At 61.1% G+C, this 21,455-nt stretch carries 22 protein-coding genes; 14 read left to right on the top strand and 8 right to left on the bottom strand.

Annotated features, from left to right (window positions below; translation table 11 throughout):
- Positions 1 to 108 precede the first annotated feature (108 nt).
- Together tssB and tssA are read right to left on the bottom strand one after the other, a co-directional pair.
- Positions 109 to 633, bottom strand: a complete 525-nt coding sequence (gene tssB, locus RLEG4DRAFT_RS63355) for a type VI secretion system contractile sheath small subunit (RefSeq protein WP_003575672.1) — start codon at positions 631 to 633, stop codon at positions 109 to 111.
- 76 nt (positions 634 to 709) lie between these two features.
- Entirely contained in the window at positions 710 to 1,774 is a 1,065-nt protein-coding gene (gene tssA / locus RLEG4DRAFT_RS63350) for a type VI secretion system protein TssA (protein WP_085061894.1), read from the bottom strand.
- A gap of 229 nt (positions 1,775 to 2,003) precedes the next feature.
- On the opposite strand from tssA, the gene tssH reads away from it, so the two are divergent.
- The 14 genes from tssH (at position 2,004) to RLEG4DRAFT_RS63280 (ending at position 15,689) form a co-directional block, all read left to right on the top strand.
- On the top strand, positions 2,004 to 4,766 hold the full coding sequence (gene tssH, locus RLEG4DRAFT_RS63345) for a type VI secretion system ATPase TssH (RefSeq protein WP_003575676.1): 2,763 nt from the start codon (positions 2,004 to 2,006) through the stop codon (positions 4,764 to 4,766).
- Positions 4,767 to 4,807: 41 nt separating this feature from the next.
- A complete protein-coding gene (locus RLEG4DRAFT_RS63340; protein WP_003575677.1) occupies positions 4,808 to 5,284 on the top strand; it encodes an Hcp family type VI secretion system effector in 477 nt (158 codons plus the stop codon).
- 77 nt (positions 5,285 to 5,361) lie between these two features.
- Positions 5,362 to 5,955, top strand: coding sequence for a hypothetical protein (locus RLEG4DRAFT_RS63335; RefSeq protein WP_003575679.1), 594 nt, complete (start codon positions 5,362 to 5,364; stop codon positions 5,953 to 5,955).
- 13 nt (positions 5,956 to 5,968) lie between these two features.
- A complete protein-coding gene (gene tssI / locus RLEG4DRAFT_RS63330; protein ID WP_003575680.1) occupies positions 5,969 to 8,440 on the top strand; it encodes a type VI secretion system tip protein TssI/VgrG in 2,472 nt (823 codons plus the stop codon).
- Positions 8,392 to 9,402, top strand: coding sequence for a DUF4123 domain-containing protein (locus RLEG4DRAFT_RS63325; RefSeq protein WP_003575681.1), 1,011 nt, complete (start codon positions 8,392 to 8,394; stop codon positions 9,400 to 9,402). The genes tssI and RLEG4DRAFT_RS63325 overlap by 49 nt, the downstream gene beginning before the upstream one ends.
- Positions 9,399 to 10,256 carry a polymorphic toxin type 15 domain-containing protein gene (locus tag RLEG4DRAFT_RS63320; protein WP_003575682.1) on the top strand — a complete coding sequence of 286 codons (858 nt, stop codon included), beginning with the start codon at positions 9,399 to 9,401 and terminating at the stop codon, positions 10,254 to 10,256. The genes RLEG4DRAFT_RS63325 and RLEG4DRAFT_RS63320 overlap by 4 nt, the downstream gene beginning before the upstream one ends.
- A 49-nt stretch (positions 10,257 to 10,305) precedes the next feature.
- Positions 10,306 to 10,971 (top strand): GAD-like domain-containing protein, encoded by a 666-nt coding sequence (locus RLEG4DRAFT_RS63315; RefSeq protein ID WP_003575683.1) that lies wholly within the window; start codon positions 10,306 to 10,308, stop codon positions 10,969 to 10,971.
- 85 nt (positions 10,972 to 11,056) lie between these two features.
- Positions 11,057 to 11,359, top strand: coding sequence for a PAAR domain-containing protein (locus tag RLEG4DRAFT_RS63310; RefSeq protein WP_003575684.1), 303 nt, complete (start codon positions 11,057 to 11,059; stop codon positions 11,357 to 11,359).
- Positions 11,360 to 11,725: 366 nt separating this feature from the next.
- Entirely contained in the window at positions 11,726 to 12,253 is a 528-nt protein-coding gene (locus RLEG4DRAFT_RS63305) for a hypothetical protein (protein ID WP_125869617.1), read from the top strand.
- A gap of 40 nt (positions 12,254 to 12,293) precedes the next feature.
- Positions 12,294 to 12,902, top strand: a complete 609-nt coding sequence (locus tag RLEG4DRAFT_RS63300; RefSeq protein ID WP_003575685.1) for a hypothetical protein — start codon at positions 12,294 to 12,296, stop codon at positions 12,900 to 12,902.
- 255 nt (positions 12,903 to 13,157) lie between these two features.
- The gene (locus tag RLEG4DRAFT_RS63295) at positions 13,158 to 13,661 is read left to right on the top strand and encodes a hypothetical protein (RefSeq protein WP_003575686.1); all 504 of its coding nucleotides are present in this window, start codon (positions 13,158 to 13,160) and stop codon (positions 13,659 to 13,661) included.
- 69 nt (positions 13,662 to 13,730) lie between these two features.
- Entirely contained in the window at positions 13,731 to 13,973 is a 243-nt protein-coding gene (locus RLEG4DRAFT_RS63290; protein ID WP_051040880.1) for a PAAR domain-containing protein, read from the top strand.
- Between the two features lie 112 nt (positions 13,974 to 14,085).
- A complete protein-coding gene (locus tag RLEG4DRAFT_RS63285; protein WP_003575688.1) occupies positions 14,086 to 14,796 on the top strand; it encodes a GAD-like domain-containing protein in 711 nt (236 codons plus the stop codon).
- A 317-nt stretch (positions 14,797 to 15,113) separates the two neighbouring features.
- On the top strand, positions 15,114 to 15,689 hold the full coding sequence (locus tag RLEG4DRAFT_RS63280; RefSeq protein ID WP_037093255.1) for a methyl-accepting chemotaxis protein: 576 nt from the start codon (positions 15,114 to 15,116) through the stop codon (positions 15,687 to 15,689).
- 57 nt (positions 15,690 to 15,746) lie between these two features.
- Here RLEG4DRAFT_RS63280 and RLEG4DRAFT_RS63275 read toward each other — a convergent pair whose 3' ends face one another.
- The 6 genes from RLEG4DRAFT_RS63275 to RLEG4DRAFT_RS63250 are packed head-to-tail and all read right to left on the bottom strand — an operon-like array spanning position 15,747 to position 21,453.
- Positions 15,747 to 17,192 (bottom strand): aldehyde dehydrogenase, encoded by a 1,446-nt coding sequence (locus RLEG4DRAFT_RS63275; RefSeq protein WP_003575689.1) that lies wholly within the window; start codon positions 17,190 to 17,192, stop codon positions 15,747 to 15,749.
- A gap of 23 nt (positions 17,193 to 17,215) precedes the next feature.
- Positions 17,216 to 18,001, bottom strand: coding sequence for a coniferyl-alcohol dehydrogenase (locus RLEG4DRAFT_RS63270; protein WP_003575690.1), 786 nt, complete (start codon positions 17,999 to 18,001; stop codon positions 17,216 to 17,218).
- Positions 18,002 to 18,042: 41 nt separating this feature from the next.
- Positions 18,043 to 19,068 (bottom strand): branched-chain amino acid ABC transporter permease, encoded by a 1,026-nt coding sequence (locus RLEG4DRAFT_RS63265; RefSeq protein ID WP_003575691.1) that lies wholly within the window; start codon positions 19,066 to 19,068, stop codon positions 18,043 to 18,045.
- Positions 19,065 to 19,979: a branched-chain amino acid ABC transporter permease gene (locus tag RLEG4DRAFT_RS63260; RefSeq protein ID WP_003575693.1), complete on the bottom strand. Its 915-nt coding sequence runs from the start codon at positions 19,977 to 19,979 to the stop codon at positions 19,065 to 19,067. Before RLEG4DRAFT_RS63260 ends, RLEG4DRAFT_RS63265 begins: the two co-directional genes overlap by 4 nt.
- Positions 19,976 to 20,704, bottom strand: coding sequence for an ABC transporter ATP-binding protein (locus tag RLEG4DRAFT_RS63255; protein WP_003575695.1), 729 nt, complete (start codon positions 20,702 to 20,704; stop codon positions 19,976 to 19,978). Before RLEG4DRAFT_RS63255 ends, RLEG4DRAFT_RS63260 begins: the two co-directional genes overlap by 4 nt.
- Positions 20,701 to 21,453: an ABC transporter ATP-binding protein gene (locus RLEG4DRAFT_RS63250; RefSeq protein ID WP_003575697.1), complete on the bottom strand. Its 753-nt coding sequence runs from the start codon at positions 21,451 to 21,453 to the stop codon at positions 20,701 to 20,703. The genes RLEG4DRAFT_RS63255 and RLEG4DRAFT_RS63250 overlap by 4 nt, the downstream gene beginning before the upstream one ends.
- Positions 21,454 to 21,455 lie beyond the last annotated feature (2 nt).

Raw genomic sequence — 21,455 nt, 5'->3', positions numbered from 1 at the left:
AAGCGGCGACCCTTTGGGGATGAGGGGTTCCCTTCAAAAGGGGCCGCTGCCGGACAACGATTCTTCAGGACTTCACGCGGGCCGCGTTCGCCCCGCGATCCCAGGCACTCAGTTCAACGCGTCCTTCGCCGCTTCGGCCTTGCCGCCGCCAAGCTCAGCCACCAGCTGCGAGAGATCGGCCTTGTTCTGCAGGATGTCTTCGAGCAGGCGCTCGAGCTCTTCGGAGCGGTCCGCCTTGCTCATCAGATCGCGCAGCTGGTTGCGGGCGTTGAGCAGGGCCTTCAGCGCCGGCACCTGATCGACGACCGCGCCAGGTTCGAAATCGGCCATGCTTTCGAATTTCAGCGAAACCGGAAGCTCGGTTCCGTTTTTCTCAAGCGTATTCTCGACCGACAGGGTGAGGCCCGGCGTCATGCGGCGCATGACGTCGTCGAAGTTGTCGCGGTCGATCTGGACGAACTTTCGCTCGCCGAAAGCCTTGAGCGGCTGGGTGGGATTGCCGGAGAAATCGCCGAGCACGCCGACGACGAAAGGCAGCTCCTTCACCACCATCGCGCCTTCGGTTTCCACTTCGTATTTAATGTGGACCCGCGGCTTGCGAACCCGTTCCAGTTTCTCATGCACACTTGCCATCGAGATTCTCCTTCTCATCGGCGGATTGCGAATTGAGGTGCTTCGGCGTTCGGCCGGAAAGCCCGGCCGAACGCCGCTAGCCTCCCTTGTCGGTGACGGGCTGAATGCCGGCTGCCGTCAGCACCGCATTGCGCGTGTGCTGTTCGGGCAGGAGCTCGGCAAGAAGCTCGGAAAAATCCATGCGGCCGCGACGCACCAGCGTCTCGATCGACATGGAGATCGGTGAATGGGGCTCGGTGCGGCGAAAATAGCGCGCAACGGCGATCAGAAGTTCGAAGGCCTCTTCGCGCGAACGAATCGCCTCAGTGCCGGCTGGTCGCGTGCGAATGGCCTCCGGCTCGTCGGCATTGCCTGCCGGCAATGGCTGCAGCCCCTGCGACGCAGGCGTTTCGGACGCGGCCGCGGCAGCGTCGAGCCCGGCGAGCAACCGGATTGCAGACGCGGCCTCTTGCAAAACATTGCGTGTATTCGAACTCGGCGGCGCCTGGTCGCCGCAATGTTGGTCAAGTATTGCGACCATGCGGTCGAAAGCGGCGATGCACTCCGTCAGCACGCCGAGATAGGCTGACATCTGAGCGACACCGGCCTCCATGGCCGCCTGCTGCAATTCCTCGCGCCGATCGGCTTCGTTCGGCCGCTGCGAAAGCTGGAAATCCCAAAGCGAATATTGAGCGAACTTCCCGTCCGGGATCAACGATGTCAAACGAATAGCCTGGATGAGCGTTCCTTCGCCGCCGACACCGTTGAGGCCTGCGAAGGGCGCGAACCGTTCCTCGAAATCGCCATCGCCGATCGAATGCAAGGCGTCGAAATGCTGGTCTAAAAGCGACACGGTTGCAACGTAGACATCGCGCAATCCAGAGAAGCCGCGCAGCCTCAGCTGTGCCTCCGCAAGCCAGGCCAATACTTCGATGTCCTTGCTCCGGGAAGAAAGGATCTGCAATCCAAGATTGCTAACATCATGCCAGGCGGGTGCAAGCGCAATAACATCACCGGGGGAAATACTACGTTCGGCTGTACGTGCGGCGTTTCTCGCGTCCTTAATTCTATAGTATATTTCACGAGATACAGTATTAACGCGCACGTTTTCTCCGCACGGGCGATCTGTCTCAAGTGGATCTATTATTTCGTGGACGTTCACGCGGTTAAATACCTCAAAAATCAGAGCATACTGCAGAGAGAGGGCATTTTGGGCGGCCTGTATTGGCTTGTCAACCATCTCCGGATGATGACGGATTTATGACGACTTTCGTTATGTTCATTTTTCAAAATAGAGTCGTTTTTCTTCTGGACAAGGGTTTATGAGCGCCCTAGTTGTTCTTTGCGTCACAAATGCGCGCTGAATTTCGACGTAAAAACAGGACTTGCGAATGTCCCATATCGATCTCAATCGTCTGATAAGAACGCTTGAGCCCAATTTACGTGTCGGTCTTGAGACAGCGGCTTCGCTTGCCGTGCGGCATCAGCACGCCGTTGTGGACATCGCCCACTGGCTGCGCTCGCTTCTTGATATTGCGGAGTTTTCTGCCGTTTTCGAAGAGCTCAAAGTCTCCTCCGCGGCGCTGAGGACGGAGATTGACGCTGCCATCGCCGACATCCCGCGGGAGGATGGCGCCTCGCTGGCGCTCTCGCCCAACCTGCTTGCCCTTGGCCGGGAATCCTTTCTGGTTGCATCGCTGCAATGCGGGCGCAATGTCGTGCTTCTCGCCGATCTGCTGGCGGCGCTGCTGAACGATCCGGCATTGCGTGCCCTTATCCGCGGTATCGCCCCGTCGCTGCGCAACCTCGACAGAGCCATGCTCGACAGATTGCTGGAGACGGCAGCGCCCGGTCCGGCAGAACCGCTTTCCGTGTCCGCCGCGCCGGCCGGGGACAATGAATTCCTGCGTCTCTACACCCGCGACATGACCGCGGACGCCCGGGCGGGTCGCACCGACCCGGTCATCGGCCGCGACCGCGAACTGCGGCAGCTGATCGATATTCTGATGCGCCGGCGGCAGAACAACCCGATCCTCGTCGGCGATGCCGGCGTCGGCAAGACCGCGGTGGCCGAAGCGCTGGCGCTGGAGATTGCCGGCGGCAACGTGCCGGCCCGGCTGAAGGATGTGAAGCTGCTGCTCTTGGATCTCAGCCTGCTGCAGGCAGGTGCCGGCGTCAAAGGCGAGTTCGAAAGGCGGCTGCATGGCGTGGTCGATGCGGTGAAGACCTCGCCGCAACCGATCATCCTGTTCATCGACGAGGCGCATGGGCTGATCGGCGCCGGCGGACAGGCGGGGCAGGGCGATGCCGCCAATATCCTGAAGCCGGCTTTGGCGCGCGGCGAATTGAGGACGATCGCGGCGACGACCTGGGGCGAATACAAGCGCTTCATCGAAAAGGACGCGGCCCTGACCCGCCGCTTCCAGACCGTGCATGTGCGTGAGCCGGACGAAGAAGCCGCGATCCGCATGCTGCGCGGCGTCGCCGAAGGCCTGAAAACCCATCACAAGGTCCGCATCCGCGACGAGGCGATCGTCGCAGCAGTCCGGCTTTCGGCCCGATATCTGCCGGACCGGCAGCTTCCCGACAAGGCAATCAGCCTGATCGACACGGCCGCCGCCGCAGTGGCTCTCGCGCGCCAGACGACGCCGGAAGCGCTGAAGCTGCTGACCGACGAGCGCGATCTTCTGGAAACCGAGGCGAACTGGCTCGCCCGTGAACCGGAGACGCCGGAAAAGAGCGCTCGGCTTGGCGAGATCGCTCGTAAGCAGCAGGAGATCGTCTTCGAGATAGAGGCGGTGCGGTCGAAATTCGACGAAGAAAACCGGCTCGTCCGGGAGGCCGACCGGCTGGAGGAGTTGTTCTCGCCCGACGACGCCGTCGTGCCGCTGGCGCCGGTCGACAATTCAGGCGACGGCACGAATGTGGCGCCTTTCCCATCGCAGGCCATGACCGCTGAGAGCGCACGCGCCGCACTTGCCGCTACGGAGCGGAGCCTGGCGGCCGTGGCCGAGCAGACACCCCTGTTGCCGCGCGTTGTCGACAAGGAGATCGTTGCTGCCGTCGTTGCCCGGTGGACCGGGATCCCCCTGGGCAAGCTGCTCGCCGACCAGATCGAGACGGTCAAGACGCTCGATATCAGGCTGAAGGAGCGGGTGCTCGGCCAGGACGCGGCGATCGAGCGGATCGCTGCGGCCATGCGGGCGGCCCGCGCCGGGCTTTCCGATCCGCGCCGGCCGCCGGCCGTCTTCCTGCTGGTCGGCATGTCCGGTACCGGCAAGACCGAAACGGCGCTATCGCTCGCCGACATGCTCTATGGCGGCAGCCGGTACCTGACGACCATCAACATGTCCGAGTTCAAGGAGGAGCATAAGATTTCCATGCTGCTCGGCTCGCCCCCCGGTTATGTCGGTTATGGCGAAGGCGGGGTGCTGACGGAAGCGGTGCGGCGCAGGCCCTACGGCGTGCTGCTGCTCGATGAGATCGACAAGGCGCATCCGGGTGTCCAGGAAATCTTCTATCAGGTGTTCGACAAGGGAACGCTGCGCGACGGCGAAGGCCGGGACATCGATTTCAAGAACACCACCATCGTCATGACGGCCAATACCGGTTCGGAGATGATCTCAGCCCTTTCCGCCGATCCCGAGACGATGCCCGAACCGGACGCACTCGAAGTGCTGCTGCTGCCGGAACTGCAGAAGCATTTCAAGCCGGCCTTCCTCGGCCGCACGACGGCGCTGCCCTTCATGCCGCTGGGCACCGAGACGCTGTCGGGCATCGTCGATATTCAGATTGGCCGGATCCGCGAGCGGGTTGCCGCCACTTACGGGACGACGCTTTCACTGTCGCCGGAAGCCCGCGACGCGCTGATTTCGCGCGCACGCACCAGCGAGACGGGCGCCCGCGCGATCGAGGTGATGATCGCGCGCGACCTCTTGCCCGATCTTTCGACATTTTTCCTCGATGCCGTCGCGGCCGGGAAGAAAATTGCGGGCATTGCCATCGGATACGATGGCCACCGCTTCGGCCTCGATGCCGAAGCGGCCGCCCCGCAGGAATTCGACACGCCGGGGAAAAACCGGTTGTCGGATGAAGTAACCCCGAGCCGCAAGCGCACTCGGGGAGCAGGAAGAAGAAAGGCAACTACGCCTTAGACGCAACGAGGCACTCAACCGCCAACAGGAGAGCTGAAAGCATGCCGATTTATCTTCAGATCGATGGTATCCAGGGTGATGCTACCCACGAACAGCATCGCAAGTGGATGGATATCGAAGCCATCCACTGGAACGTCGCCCGCAACATGAACACCTCCGCCGGTTCGGCGGCAAACCGCGAAGCTTCCGAGCCGACCGTTTCGGAGGTGATCCTCACCAAGGTCAGCGACTCCTCGTCGACCAAGCTTTTCCAGGAGGCCTGCTCGGGCCGCACCGGCAAGCGCTCCGTCATCCATCTGGTCACGACGGGCAATCCCGGCGACACCTATATCGAGTATTCGCTAGAGAACACGCTGATCGCCAGCTACTCGATCGATTCCAACGGCGACCGCCCGGTTGAGACGATCAAGCTGAACTTCACCAAGATGGAAGTGAAGTACACGCCTTACGACGACAAGCACTCGCCGCAGTCGCCGATGATCGCCTCTTACGATCTCGCGACCACCAAGGCCGCCTGATATCCGACTGGAACGGGCGCCAATCGGATGGCGCCCGTTCTCTCCATCCTCGTCGCGAGCTGAAGGAAGTCTTTCCCATGGGCGGATTGGCCATCGATAATGTGAAACTGACGAACTACCATCTCATCGTCGAGGAAGTGTTCGACGAAAGCGTTTTCGGCATGGTCGCGCCCAGTATCAAGATCAAGGGCGTCAAAGGGGTCGGAACCAGCCATCTTCAGGTGATGCGCAGCGTCTATACGATCGCCATCGGCGAAGACGTCTATTTCAAAGGCCGCAAACTGCAGGGCTCGCCGGGGGCGCGTGAGCTGCTTTCGGAATTCTTCGAATCGGGGACGCAATTGACGACCCGTCCGAACGGCCGCACGACGGTCATGCACCGCTATCTCGGCAAGAAGAACATCTTCACGGCCAAGGCGCTGGAGCATTACAAGGCCTCCGTGACGCTGAATTTCCTTCCCATCTACGGCGAGGATCCGGCCCCGACCCGTCTGCTCTACGGCAATCCCGCGGTCACCTTCATCCAGAAGACCGGGGAGCGGCCGATGGCCGCCGCTTATTTCAACAGCAACAACAATCGATTGGAACTGCTGCATTATTTTGATCGCCGCACCCTTGTCGATGGCTTTTTGAAGCGCTTCTCGGAAGCATCCGCCGCGGCCGTAGGCTGAGAGGTCCCGATCGATGAACGATATGTCGTCCGCCGCGGACTTCGTCCAGGCGAACCGTATTCTGAAGATCGTCTCGCCGCTCGGCGAGGACCAGCTTCTGCCGGAGCGGGTGACGATCGAGGAAGGTATTTCCTCGCTCTTCGAGATCAAGCTTTCGGCACGCGCCAAGAAACCGTCCGTCAAGCCGGAGGAGTTGATCGGCCGGCTGATGGATGTCTCCGTCGAGGTGCAGCAAGGCGACGGCGAGGGCGGCTTGCGCCGGCCGTTCAACGGCCTGGTGACCGAACTCAACGAGGGGCCGCCGATTACCCGCGGCCTCCGCTCCTATTCCATGGTGCTCAGGCCGCAGATGTGGCTCCTGTCGCGCCGTTCCGACTGCCGCATTTGGATGGACAAGACCTCGGTCGATATCGTCGAGACCCTGTTTTCCGAGCACGGCATCCCGGCGCCGGATACGTCAGGCGTGATCACGCCGCCGCCGCCGCAGCATTATTCGGTGCAGTGGAACGAAACCGACCTTGCCTTCCTCACCCGCCGCTTTGAGGAGGATGGCCTGTTCTATTGGTTCTCGCACGAGGACGGCAAACACAAGCTGCATGTGGCCGATAGCGCCCGGTCCTGGCTCGGCCCGTCGCCCTCGGCGCAGGGCGAGGGCCAGGTCCGCCTGGCGCAGGGCTCGGCCGACCGCAACCATATCACCGAGTGGAGCCGGCGCTATTCCTATGTGCCCGGCCAGCGGGCAGGGGCCGACTGGAATTTCGAGACGCCGCGCATGGTGCCCAGCACCATGACGCCGTCGTTGGTGCAAATGCCTGAGGCGACCAAGCGCGAGCTTTACGAATACCCGGCGCGGATCTCTTCCGTCGCCGAGGCAGAGCGGGCGGAAAAACTCAGGATGCAGGCCTCCGAGGCCGATCACGACCGGGTCTTCGGCGGCTCGACATCCCGCATATTGGAGGCGGGACGCCGCTTCACCCCCTACGAAGTCGCCCATCCCGACCATGCCTATGAGGAGCACGTGGTGGTCAAGGCGGCGCACATCGTCGTCGACCGTTCCTACGAGACCAACAGCAACGAGCCCGAATACACCAACACCTTCGAGGCGGTGCCATCGCGCGTGGCGATGACGCCGCATCGCGAGACCAAGCGGCCGCGCATCGAAGGCACCCAGGTAGCGATCGTCGCCGGCCCTTCCGGCGAGGAGATCCATCCCGATCAATATGGCCGCATCAAGCTGTGGTTCCCGTGGGATCGCAAGGCGAAGAAGGACGGGTCGGATACCTGCTGGGTACGCGTCAGCCAGGTCTGGGGCGGCGGCACCTGGGGCGCCCAGGTCATTCCGCGCATCGGCATGGAGGTGATGGTCGCCTTCGTCGACGGCGATCCCGACCGGCCCCTGGTGACCGGCGTGGTACCGAACCCTGCCAATACGGTCCCTTACGACCTGCCGGCCAACAAGACCCGCATGGTCATGCGCTCGAACACCCATAAAGGCACCGGCTTCAACGAAATGACCTTCGAAGACGAGGCCGGCCAGGAGAACATGTTCTTCCATGCCCAGAAGGATCAGACGACACGGGTGCTGAACGACCGCACCAAGCGCATCGACCGGCACGAAGTCTCGGCCATCGGCGCCAACCGCACGGTGGAAGTGGGCGGCAACCAGAAACACGAAGTCGGCGGCTCGATGAACACCGTCGTCGGCGGTACGGGGCCGATGGCGATGGCGCTGATGGGGAGCGTGCAGGGAATGGCGGGACAGACCGCTGCTCTTCTCGGTCAGGCGGGGCAAATCGCCGGTGGCGGCGGACCTGGTCTTGCGGCCTTCGCCGGCACGCTCGCCTCATCAGCACTCGGCTTCCTCGGCATAGGCGGCCTCGGAAGCCGTGAAGGCGTGGTGTCCGGACCATCGCCCAGAGCGGATGCGGGCACGGCGTTGGCGGGCTCCGGTACGGGCGTCGGCGAGGCGGCCTCGGGCCTCTTTCCTTTGTCCGGCATCATGAATACCATCGTCGGCTCCTTTCAGTCCACCAGCGTCGGTGTCGCGAAGGCTGAACAGATTGGCGTGAGCAAGGTCACGAATATCGGCCAGACGGAGATGATCAACGTCGGCAAACAGCAGAACCTGACGATCGGCAAGGTGCAGAGCGTCACGATCGGCGAGGAACAGAATACCAATATCGGAAAAGCCCAAGGCACGGTCGTCGGCGAAAAAATCACCGTCAATGTCGGCAAGCTTTACGGCCTTGTAGCGGGTGAAAAATATCGCGGAGAATCAAAGGTCTGGGAAGTCTTTGCGGAAGACAAGATATTCCTGTCCGCTCCCGGCGGGTACATCGAGATTAACAAGACCGGCATCCGCCTCTATGCATTGAAGATCGATATCGAAGGTAATCAGATCAATTTCAAGAAAGGCGGTCCCGGCCAGGAGCCGTCTTGCCTGCGGCAGATGTCGAAGTCGTCCACCCCGTTTGTAAGGATGTGATGATGGAAGCAACCCCGATAATCGATCTGCCGGATCTCGCCGAATCCGCTCGAGTCCTGAGACAAACTGTCGACGAGATGAACGGACCTGTCACCGTCGTGCTGGATGGCGGCGCCTTTGACGATCTCCCGGCCGCATTGGCCGCCGAAGCAATTTCCTGCCGTTCGCTGTTTCTTGAGGGAGTGCCCCTCGATTTTCGTCGTGCAGGACCATGGATGGCCGAAGTTTCGTCGGCATCGATGCGGTCGCATGTCGAATGGCTTGATACGCATCACAATTGCGCAGTCTATTGGTCGTGCCCTGTAGGGCCGGACGCGCTCTATCGCCACCTCAGGACGCTGAACGAGGTTATGATTCCGCGTGAAGACGGCGAGGACAGACAGCAGGGTGGGGCGGAAAAACAGCGCTATGAACGCGTTCTCTTCCGCCATTGGGATCCCAATGTCCTCGGCGCGGTGCTGCCGATCCTGACAAGATCGCAGTTCGCCCGTTTTCTGGGGCCGGCAGATGGCATTGTCTTCAATGGTCCGGATTATGGGGGCGTCCGGCGAGCTCGAAAGGCCGACAACATGCCGGATGCGGCCATCGGTCCGCTTCGGCTGGGGCTGGACCAGATGGAAAGGTTGAAGGCCGCCATGCTGCATTCATCGCGGCTGCGGATTGCGCGTTACCTCAAGAAGAACACGCCGCCTCATTTTTCGGGCGTGGATGACGATTTCGTATGGGGAGCCACGCTGGCCTCCGAAAGAACTGCCGATGAGCTTGGAATTCGGACTGAGCGAGGACGTGCGCGTTGGGCATATGTAATGGTCGTGTCGGACGGCAAGGCGGCGGATCTTCCAGACGTGCGAAGCTTCATCCAAGAAAAGGGAGCCTCGCCGGACGCCCGGGTCAAGGAACTGATCGGCCACACGGTTGACGCGCTACGTTTCGGCAACGCCCTCAATGGTGCGGCATCATGACCTCAGCGGTGGCAGGAACCGTAGGCCAGGTCGGTGGTCAAATTGCGGGCGGCGCTTTAGGCGGAGTTATCGGAGGTGTCTTTGGTGGGCCGGTTGGAGCCTGGATCGGTCGTGCGATCGGATCGAGGGTCGGCGGCATTGCAGGCCGCGCTGCAGCGGAAGCCATTGCGAGCTATATGGAGGACGCGAACGAAGCTGCTGAGACTGAGACCAAAGAACAGGAGGCCGCCAAACCCTGCGTGGACTGTGGCGAGATCGATTGCTTCAATCCGCCGGAGGGATCGACGCCCGAGCAGATCGAGGAGTTCAAGCGCCAGCTCAAAGAGCAGCAGGATGCTATCAACGAGATTCCACCGGATACGCTTGTTAAAAATATGGATACTTATGAGGACCTCGGTCGAGGTGCCAAGGATGCAGTGGATCGGGCGAACGCCCGGGAAGCCTGGATTAAGAACAGAGCTGCAGAAATCGTGAAGCAGGATCCTAGCACGACGGCGAAAGCTGCTAGGGAAGCGGCGGCGAATGATATCAAAACGATGGATGTCATTCACACGCCGGATTTGTCCGCCGGCGGTACGGGACGGCTCTCGACGGAAAACGGCGGCATGGGTCCGAGGTCTGCCAATCGGTCGATCGGGTCGCAGTGGTCCAAAACAGGGCCCAATTCCGACAAGACAAGGTTGCAGCAACTCAAGGAGCATGCGCAAAAGGCCAAGGAAAAAGGCGAGCGTACCAATGCCGACTTGAAAATCTGCGAGGATGGCAAATCTTCCAAATCGGGCAAGAAATCCGGGGACTCCAGCGGCGGCTCAGGTAAGGGACAAGGTGGTCCCGGCAATGTTCCAATGTCATAGTCCGCAGCCACTGGATTTTCTGCGTATATCTGTTTTGATTGGAGGTCGCGTGAACAACTATCAGGCAAGGCTCGATTCTATCGTCCAGGACTTCGGCTCCCCAGAAAGTGGGACTGCGGCGCTCGATCTCGGACACTATCGCGGCAAGGTCCCGGAGGCGATGATTGACTTTTGGCAGCAGAATGGCATCGGTGCCGTTCTCGACGGCTACTTTCAATTCTGCGATCCTGGCCAATATAGCGGCATCTTGAAGCTCGTCTTCGGTGGGGACACCGATATCCGTCCCGAGCAAACCCACGCTCTGGGTTTCGGCGCGTTCGGAACGATCATCGCATGGAATGAAGTTCATCAAGACGTGACCATCGATCTGGTGAAGGGGCAGGTATCATGTTCGGCGCTGGTCAACGGCAAAAGATACGACCCCAATCTTGCGGTTACCGGCCAGTTGATGCTGATCGACGATCCGACTCTCGACGAGTACGACGCCAACGCCAAAAAGCTTTTCAAGCGGGCACGTTCCAAACTCGGCAAGCTCGGAGTGGGGCAAATCTACGGGTTCAGACCGATCCTTGCGCTCGGCGGGAACAGGGCTTTGGCCAATCTGACGGTCTATGAAGCGTTGCCGCATATGGCGATCTTGGCGCAGGCACATGAGATGCAATTGATGGACAACGCTCCTTTCCCGCCGCAGCCGGTACGCGCGATCGGAAGCTGATGCCAGACGCCTGTTTGAGCAGGTTAGAAGCCAAAGGCTTGTGTCTCGGTGCCGGTTAGTTGGCACAAAGAAGAGGAGTTGCAGAATGGTCGGCCGTCCGGTCACGCTCAAGGGCCATATGCATGTCTGCCCAATGGTCGATCCCGGTCCGCGGCCGCATGTTGGAGGGCCGGTGTCTTCGGCATCCCAATCTTTCGTCTGCGTGGACGGCGTGCCAATCGCAACGGTGGGCGACAAGTGCACATGCACGGGCGTTCCAACGACAGCCGGCATTACAAGCGGGTCGTCGGTTGCCAAGATCGGCGGCCAGAAGGTTGCCCGCTTCGGCGATGCCTGCGAGCATGGAGGCCGGCTGGTGCAAGGGGTTCCTTGGCTGACATTCGATTAGCCGACCTCGAAAGATAATCAGAATCAAGTTCGAGAGGCGCGGGCCAGGAGAGGGAGCCTCCGTCTCAGGCAGGCTGCGCAGCAATCTCCACATCTGCGAGCGGTGAGACATGGCTAACAATGCGCAACTGAAACAATTAATTCTAGAGACGCAGCAACCTGTTTCGCCGTGTTGGATGGCGCGCAATTCGAGGATTTACCGCGTGCTTTGTTTGACGCCGATTTCGTGTGCAAGTCGCTTTATCTGGGTCGCGGAGATGGTCATCAGACTCACGTCCTCACGGCGCCGCAACTTGTCTGGCTCGATCGTGACTCCTATAGCGTCGACAAAGACGACACAGGTAGATCTCGCCCAAAGGTTTCCCAAATGGTGGATCGTCTGATCGATATTGTGCGCGATCGCCCAGCACTTGTTTTCTGGATGTGCGGTGAAGGTGGCGACGTTCTCTACCGGCACCTTCGGACGATCAACATGATCCTCATTCCTGCGACATCGCAGATCGATCGAGGCAAAAGCTACGAGCAAAACCCGCTTTCGCAAGAGGTTGATCACGCACAACATAGTGGGGATGAACGGGTTTTGTTTCGTCATGCGGATGCCAATGTCATGGCACAGGTCATGCCCAGTCTTTCTTACGCAAACATGTCTCGTGTTCTCGGTCCTGCGGACCAGATCCTCTACTCTGCCGACGCGGATTGGAGTGAAAAGCCTATGAGTATTCGGCGCGCGAATGACATGCCGCTGCCAAATGCGGCGCCGCTGAAATTGAGTTCTGAAGAGGTAGTAAGGATTGAAAACTATCGGCGCCTTGCCGCTCGCAGGCGTCGAGTTTTCTATCTTCAGGATACCTGCCCCGTGGAAACGGAAGGAGCGATTCCGCAATCGCTCAAATGATGCTGTATGCTCGGTGCCTCCAATCGCATGGGATTATTCGATGAGCAATTTCAATACGCCTATCTGGGAACTGAAACCCAAACTCGGTTTAGGCGAGATAATGTTCGGCATGGAACGCGACGCCGTCAACAAGCTCACAGCCTACGGTGAGGTGGCGGTGTCACGAGACAGTGCTCCTATACCTGATGACGAGGCGACCGCCTTCCTGCGGTCGCTCGGCTTTGCCGATGAGAATATCTCGGGTGCTCTTGGTGCGCAGGCGACATTTGCCAGCTCTGACATCATTACTGACAGTCGTAACAATGGGCTGGTTCTTGAATATGAACGATCTGGGCTGACTGAAATACTGGCGGACGTGAATACGGAACACCTGAACTACAGGGGTGTGCTCGTATTTCAGCACGACCCCCTTGCCTTCATAATGCATATGGCAACCTCTCTTGGAGAAACTCCGGTCATAAATGAAAGCGAAGTTGTCTTTACATCTAACTGCATCTACTTGTTCGAGTTCGTCGTCGAGGCCCGGACTTCGCCTTCTAGCGGGCACGAGTATGCTCAGGGTAACCCGAGGGACCGATCGATTATATGGCGATCCACGCCTCGCAGTGCGGGTGCCGATCTATCGCTCTATAAGCCGATGAGCCTTTAAAGCGACCTTAGTGTTAATCGGCCGCGACAAGGTCTCTCACCTCGATTTTCTTGCTTCTCCGACCTGTGACATTTGCTCGATATTCATTGCGTCAGCTGCGACAGGGTGCTGCTCGTCGGTTGTTTCCAGACCCTTCTGGAGCGAGTTGCTTGGCCGGCTTGCGTTGCAGGAGCTGGAGAAGGATGCGATCCAACGCGGCAAGTTCCATGGCGGAGCCCTGGGGCAGGGCGTTACCAGTTTCGGGTTTGCTATGCGATGATGGATATCGTCGCGGACTGGCTGAAGGCGGACGAGGCCGCGACAATGACCGAGTGGCGCGAGAAGGTTTACGACGAATATGCCGGCGGTTATGGCGGCTGGAGCGAGCTTGTCGAGCACTGGCGGGAGCCGGACGCGGTTGCTTTCCACCGCATCCTCGCCAAGGCGGCCGACTACCACGTGGCACAGAGCAGCGACATGACGACCACCGGCGACAAGCGCAACAAGCGCGAGAAGCATTACGAAATCGAGCCGGACGCCTATTGGGCGTTTCCCGTCCTGCTGCTGATGATCCTGCGCATGCGCGAATGGGAGGGCTTGCAGAACCCCGGCTATCTCAATCACGACCTGTTCCAGATGGGGGTCTTCAAGGAGCTTCCGAAACCGGTCCCATGGCCTGCCGATGCCCTTTTTGACGCAGTGGACAGAAAGTTCCGTCAGGAATTTCCAAACACGCCCTCGACGGCAGATCTACCGAGGCTGCGTGCAGAGCAATCCTAGGCAATCTTTGCGAAACGAGGTGAGCCGGTGACGAATGTTTCGCTCAGGGGCCATAACCATGTTTGTCCGATGGTCGAACCTGGGCCGAAGCCGCATGTGGGCGGCCCGATCTCGGAAACGCAGACACTGGTGACGGTGGAAGGGGTTCCTGTTGCGGTTGTCGGCGACAAATGCACCTGCGTAGTCGCCGGGCCCGACACGATTAGCGGCGGCTCGTCGATAGTCTTTATCGAAGGCAACGCGCTTGCCCGCATCGGCGATGGCGGCCGTGTCGTCGAGGGTCTCGGCTGGTTCACATCCGATTATATTTAGCTGCTCGTGGATCGGGTCGCCGAGATAGCGATAGCGGCTGACGTCACGGTTTCTGGATCGAGCATGTTCGGGCTCGGCGCGACTAGCGACGACTAGCATCGAGATACCGTGAATGGCAATGGACAAGAATTTTTCAGACAGAATTGAACGCATCGGCTCTCCGCGGCGCCGCATTCCTCTGACTGCGGAGCGAGATGCCCGGCTTTCCCTTCACCTGCCCGATAGTTTCCTGGAATTCTTACGAACCTTCGGGTTTGGCGATTATTTCGATCGCAAACTGCAATATTGTGATCCCACCGAGTTCTCACCCGTTCTAGCGCTGGTTTTCGGCAACGACCCAGAATTCAGCCATAAGGATTGTTTTGTAGTTGGCCACTCCGCTTTTGGTCGGCTTGTGTGCTGGTCGAAACGACATGACCATTTCGAGATCGATCTTGTCGATATGCGTCTCTCATCCAGTAAACTGGCGCCAACGCAATTGGTCCTGCCGCCACACCTTGCAAATCGGCAAAGGAGCACGGATCCCAATATTCTGGCTCGCTCGCTCTTGCCGTATGAGAGCAAGGATTATGAGGAGTTCGACGCTCGGGATCAGCCTATGTTTGAACGTTGCCGCGCCATGCACGGCAGTCTTGAACGAACAGATTGTTATGGGTACTTCCCTGCACTCGCAACAGTCGGTCTGGACAGCGCAATGCGGCACGTCGAGAACATTAAACGCGTGGCGGCGCTGGAGCATTTTGCCATCCTGGCCCAGTTGGGCACGTTCCGCTTGATGTGGTTGGAGCGGGGGCAATATACGGCGGTACGCGTGATCGGATGAGATGTGCACTCGTTCGATTTGGCGAATCGTGTGTGACGCGCGGAGAGGGCGTCGCTGCGGCGGCGACAACGGGCCGCCCCGGCATAATCAAAATACGTCGAGCTATCCGTTTCGCGCGCAAAAAATCCGACCGGGGCAGCACCGAAGCACTTTCTTAAGCGTTGGCGCCTTGGATGCAACCGCGCTTGTCACTGTGTGTTGGGCAGCGGCACAGGGTCTAAGGGTACGGGGAATACGACATGGCCCATAGCGGTTGTGCACTTGTGAGCCGCCGCTGGTCTTGCGGTGGCGGTGCATTGCGCTAAGGCCCGGTGTGCATGGTCGAGACAACGAACGGCTCGGGGTGGAATGCGGCGTATCGGGATCGAGTTCCTGACGATCTAGACAGCGTCGAAGCGCCAACCGATCTCAACGATCAGAAAGCCAGATTCTCCGCTGAGATCGCGGCATTGGCGACGGCTGTCCTGGGTGGAGATCTGACGCGGCGGATGAAAGCCGACTACGCCGATCCGGATCTTTCCCGTTCGGCCGCCGTCCTCAATGAGCTGATCATGTCGATCGGCGATAATCTGTCCGATTTCAACGACGCGATGGCCGCTCTCGCCCACGGCGATCTCCATAAAGGCATGCGGGACAAACATCGCGGCGCCTTCGGACAATTGCAGAAGAACTTCAATCTCGCCCTGGTGACGATCCGCACGGTGCTGGGAGAACGGGGTTCAGACCAGTTTGAGGATAAGGCGACGAAATTTCGCCGGATGCTGGCCGGCGTTGGGTGGAACGTCGCTGCTTTCGAAATCCGCGTTTCCGACGAAGAATCGCGGCCAATTCCTTCGCCTCCCCATGATCTATGGCTGAAGCTTGCCGATGCGCTGGATGGGTTTTCGGCCTGAGCACCGGACCGCGCCACAACTGCAATGGCCGTTGTGGCGCGCTGACGCGTTTCGTCGTCAGAAGGGGTAATGCTGGGCGGAATCCTCGACGGTGATCCAGCGAAGGTCGGTGAATTCAGCAATCGCCGCCTTGCCGCCGAAGCGGCCGTAGCCGCTGCCCTTGACGCCGCCGAAGGGCATTTGCGCTTCGTCGTGCACGGTCGGGCCATTGATGTGGCAGATGCCGGATTCGATGCGCGCCGCAACCGCCATCGCCCGCTGGACGTTGCGGCTGAAGACGGCGGATGACAGGCCGTATTCGGTGTCATTGGCGATGCGGATCGCTTCCTCCTCGCCCGAGACGCGAATGATCGGCTTGACCGGGCCGAAGGATTCTTCTGCATAGACGCGCATGTCCGATGTGACGTGATCGAGCAGCGTCGCCTCGACCACGGTGCCGGAGCGCTTGCCGCCGGCCACAAGTTTTGCGCCCTTGGCGGTCGCATCGGCGATGAGCTCTTCCATCTTCTTCGCCGCATCGAGGCTGATCAGCGAGCCGAGAACGACGTGGCCGCGTGGATCGCCGGCCGGGAGCTGGCTGGCGCGGGCGGCCAGCCTGGCGACAAACTGATCGGCGATCGTCTCGTCTATGATGATCCGCTCGGTCGACATGCAGATCTGGCCCTGATGCATGAAGGCGCCAAAAATCGCGGCATTGACGGCGCCGTCGATATCGGCGTCGTCGAGAATGACAAGCGGCGCCTTGCCGCCGAGTTCGAGGAGGGCAGGCTTGAGATATTTGCCGCAGGTCTCGGCGATGATCCTGCCGACCTTCGTCGACCCGGTGAAGTTGACGCGCTTGACGGCGGGATGGGCGATCAGCGCGGCGACGATTTCAGGCGCATCCTCCGGTGCGTTGGTGATGACGTTGAGGACGCCGGCCGGCAGGCCGGCTTCGGTGAGCGCTGTTGCGATCAGCCGATGCGTGCCCGGGCATTGCTCGGATGCCTTGAGGATGACGGTGTTGCCGCAGGCGATCGGCATGGCGATGGCGCGGGTCGCGAGGATGACGGGCGCGTTCCAGGGGGCAATCGCCAGGCAGACTCCGGCGGCCTGGCGAACGCCCATGGCGAGCGTGCCGGGTTTGTCGGAAGGGATGATTTCGCCTGAAATCTGCGTCGTCATGGCGCCGGCCTCGCGCAGGATATTGGCGGCGAGCATGACGTTGAAGCCGGCCCAGGGCGCCGTGGCGCCGGTTTCCTCGATCATTAGCCCGGTGAACTCGCCGACTTTGGAATCCATGATGTCGGCGGCCTTCATCAGGATCGCGCGGCGCTGCCCCGGGCCGGTTTTCGACCAGGCGGTAAAGGCGGCGGCTGCGGCGTCGACGGCGGCTGCGGCATCCTCCAGGCTCGCCGCGGCAGCGCGGCTGGCGAGCTTTTCGGTGAAGGGATCGATCCGGTCATAGGTCCGGCCGTCGGAGGCCGGTCGGTCTGCGCCATTGATCAGCAGGGAAATATTCATCGTGGATCTCCTTTGAGAATTGACTAGAAGCCGAGGACGTCAGCATTGATCAATGCTTCGAGGCCGCCGTCGGCGGCAAGATTGGCGCCGTTGATCCAGCGTCCGCCATCCGAGCAGAGGAAGAGCACGGCGGGCGCGATATCGGCGGCGGTGCCGGCGCGGCCGACGCGGGTAATGTCGCTATCGACCCTGGCATCGCCGAGCACGGCGCGGAACTGTTTGAGGATCGGCGTTTCCACCGGCCCGGGGCTGACCGCATTGACGCGGATGCCGCGCGCTTTGAACAATGGCAGGTGAGCCGCGCGCATGGTCCAGAGCAGCAGCAGCTCCTTGGAAAGCGGATAACCCTCCTCTTCCTTGAGGCCGTGTTCGGCGACAACGGCCGCCACATCCGGAAAGCCGTCGATTGATGTCAGCGATTTCGCCCGTTCGATATTGGCGCGCCAGCCGTAGCCGGCGATCGAGGCGACGTTGACGATGGCGCCGCCTTCGCGCAGGCGGGGTGCCACGGCTTCCGACAGGGCGCGAAGACCGTAGAAATTGACGGCGAGCGTCGAGACGACACCGGTACTGCCGGAAAGGCCAGCGACATTGGCGAGCGCGTCGAGGCGCGCCGGCAACTGCGCGACGATCTCGGCGACACCCGATGGTGTCGATAGATCGCCCTTGATGAAGGCGGAACTTCCGCTGGCCGGTTCGCGCACATCGACGCCGATCACCTCGGCGCCCATCTGGCCGGCCAATTCCGCCGTCCGGGCGCCGATGCCGGAAGCCACTCCGGTCACCAGGATTGTTTTACCAAAAAGCATGAACGTCACCTTTCGCTAAAGAGTCCGGCAGGAAAACCGGCTCATTCTGTCCATTTGATCTTGGTCGGGCCGGGCAATTTCAGCCGGTAGCCGACGGGCAGAAGCTGGAAATCGAAGCGGCGCTCGATTTCGCCCCATAGGCCGCGCGGCAGGTAGAGCGAGAAGATCAGGGCGGTGGCGCCGAGGCCGATCAGGTACCAGACGCCGGCTGCACCGAAGAAGGTCTCGATGACGAAGAACAGGATGGCGCCGAGGATCGCGCCCTCGAACTTGCCGATCCCGCCGACGAGCACCATGAAGATCATGTAGGCCGTCCACTGGACGCTGAAATAGGTCTTCGGCTGGAAAGTCGTCGCAGTCGCCAGCCACAGGCCGCCGGCGATGGCGATGCCGAAGGCGGCAAGCACGAAGAGCAGCCGCTTGGTGGCGATCACCCGCACGCCGACCGAGGTCGCCGCCTCCTCATTGTCGCGGATCGCCTGCATGGCCGCACCCGCGCGGCTGCGCATCAGCACGAAGAGGGCGCCGAGCAGGGCCGCCATGGAGGCGAGCGCAAGCCAGTAGATCGCCGCCCGCCGCGTGCCGCTGTCATAGACATTGAGCGAAATTAGCGAGGTCCCCGTTTCCCCCTGGATGAGCCGGTCGAGGTTGACGAGCAGATGGGCGAGTTCGGCCACGACCCACATGCCGATCGCGAACGAGCCGCCCTTCAGCCGCAGCATGAACAGCGAAAGCGGGATCGACAAGACGCCGGTCACGACCGCTGCGGCAAACAGCGAGACGAAGGGATCGAGCCCCGCATCGGCCAGTCGTATGGTGAAATAGGCGCCGAGGCCGAAGAACACCTGCTGGCCGACCGATACCAGTCCGCCGAAGCCGGCGAGTGCATTCCACATGGCGGCCAGGATCACATAGATGAACAGGGCGGTCATCCGGTCGATCGCACCGGCGCCGAGTACGGCGGGGGCGAAGATCAGCAGCGAGAGAACCGCCGCCATGGAGGTGAGCGCCATCCGCGACGATTTCGTCCAGCGCTCGATCGATATTCCGTTGGAGACGAATGTCATGTCGGGCTCCGAAGACGGGCGCGAAAATTGAGGAACGCGCCGAGCTTATCGAGTTGAGGCATCCCGAACCGAGATAGCCGGACGAAAAGCACCAGCAGGAACACCGCATGGCCGCCGATCAGGAAACCTTGCGGATGCAGCTGCGCGCCGAGCGATTGAGCAAGGCCGAGAACGATGCCGCCGGCAAGCGTGCCCCAGAGCGACCCCGCTCCGCCAATGACAGCCGTCTCGAAAGCAAAGAGAAGCTGCGGGCCGCCGGCATAGGGGCTGAAGGTCGCCCGCATGCCGAGAAAGGCGCCGGCGATCCCGATCGTCACCATGGTGATTGCGGTCGCGACGGCATTGACGCGGCGCGCATCGATGCCGACGAGCCCTGCCGTGTCCGGATCTTCGGACGTGGCGCGGATGGCGCGGCCGAGCGCAAAGCGGCTGAGGAAGAATTGCAGCCCGCCGAGAATGAGGATCGCCGTCACCATCATCATCACCGCAAGCTTGCCGACGAAGTTGTGGCCGGGCAGTTGCCAGGAGGCATAGGAGAGGTTGCCGATGAAGGGCGCCAGCGATCGTGTGTCGGCGCCGAACTGTTCGAACAGCAGGTTGTCGATGACGATCGACAGGCCGAAGGTCGTGAGAATCGGCAGCAGTGTGCCGCCGCGGGCGCTGCGTTCGAGAATGAAGCGCTGCAGCAGCCAGCCGATCAACGCCATGACGGGCAGCACGATCAGCAGGCCGGCGAAAGGCGGAATGCCGGCTTTGGCGGCGAGCAGCCACAGGCCGTAGGCGGCAGCGACCGCCAGGCTGCCATGGGCGAGATTGATGATCCGCATGACGGAAAACATGAAGGACAGGCCGCAGGCGATGACGGCGTAATAACCGCCGAGCAGGAGACCCTGGATCAGGGTGTTGATCATGACACGCTCCTTTCGCCGGCTGCCCGGTGCAATCCGAAATAGGCGTTGGTGACATCAGCGCGCGCGACGGCGGCTGCCGGCCTGTCGAGGACGATGCGTCCCTCCAGCATGCAGATGATCCGGCTTGCGACACCCATGGCGCGGGCAAGATCCTGCTCGACGAGCACGATTGTCGTTCCCGAGGTCAGCAATGCCTGCAGCTGGGCGTAGACGCGGTCGACGACCAAAGGCGAAAGCCCGAGCGAGACCTCGTCCAGCAGCAGAATATCCGGGTTGCTCATCAGCGCCCGGCCGATCGCGGTCGCCTGCTGCTCGCCGCCGGAGAGGTGGCCGGTTTTGGCGTGACGGCGGGGTTTGAGGTTGGGGAAGGCGTCAAGCACGCGATCGATGCTCCACTCGCCCTTGCGGCCGCAGCTCTTTCCGAGAAGCAGGTTCTCTTCGACAGTCATCTGCGAAAACAGGCGCCGGCCTTCCGGCACCAGAGCGATGCCCTTGGCGATCCGTTTGTGCGACGGGATGGCAGCCAGATCTTCATCGTTGAGAAGGATCTGGCCGGAGGAGGGAAGGTGGGCTCCGGCGATCGACCTCAGCAGCGTCGTCTTGCCCGCACCGTTGGCGCCGACCAGTGCCAGCACCTCGCCCTTGGCGATATCGAAACTGACCCCGCGCACCGCCTGCAGCAGGCCGTGGCGAACGTCGAGGTTGCGGATGGAGAGAAGGCTCATGCGGGTGTGCCTCCGAGATAGGCCTTGACCACTTCAGCGTCGCTCATGACCGTTTTCGGTTCGCCATCGGCGATGATCCTGCCGGCATCCATGCAGATCAGCCGTTCCGCCACCTGCAGCAGGATATGAACGATATGCTCGATCCAGACGATGCCGATGCCGCGACGGCGCAATTCGAGGATGGTTTCCACCAGTTCGCTCGCCTCGCCATCGGTCAGGCCGCCGCCGATCTCGTCGAGCAGCAGCAGCCTCGGCTGCGTGGCAAGCGCACGCGCAAGCTCCAGACGTTTGCGATCGAGAAGACCGAGTGTGTCGGCCTGGCGGTTGGCGACGCCGAGCATGCCGCAGAGCGAAAGCGAATCCACCACGCGCTCATAGGCCTCGTCGCGGCTTGCCGCATTGCCATGCGATGCGGCGACGAAGACGTTTTCGAAGGTCGTCATGCCGCTGAAGGGTTTGGGAATCTGATGGGTGCGGACGAGCCCCGACCGGCAGCGTTCCGCCGCCGTCCGGCTCGTGACATCGACGCCGTCGAAGGTGATGCTTCCCGCACTCGGCGGGAAGGCGCCGGCAAGCACTGAGAGCAGCGTCGACTTGCCCGCACCGTTCGGCCCAACGATACCGACCGCCTCGCCATCGCCCATGGAGAAATTGAGGTTCTCCAGCACGACGAGGGCGCCGAACTGCTTGTGGATCCCTTTGGCCGAGAGAAAGGCTCCTCCCGGCCGATTTTGAGCTTCCTGCCGCACTT

Source organism: Rhizobium leguminosarum bv. trifolii WSM2297 (assembly GCF_000271845.1).
This window is presented reverse-complemented; position numbering and strand designations above follow the sequence as displayed.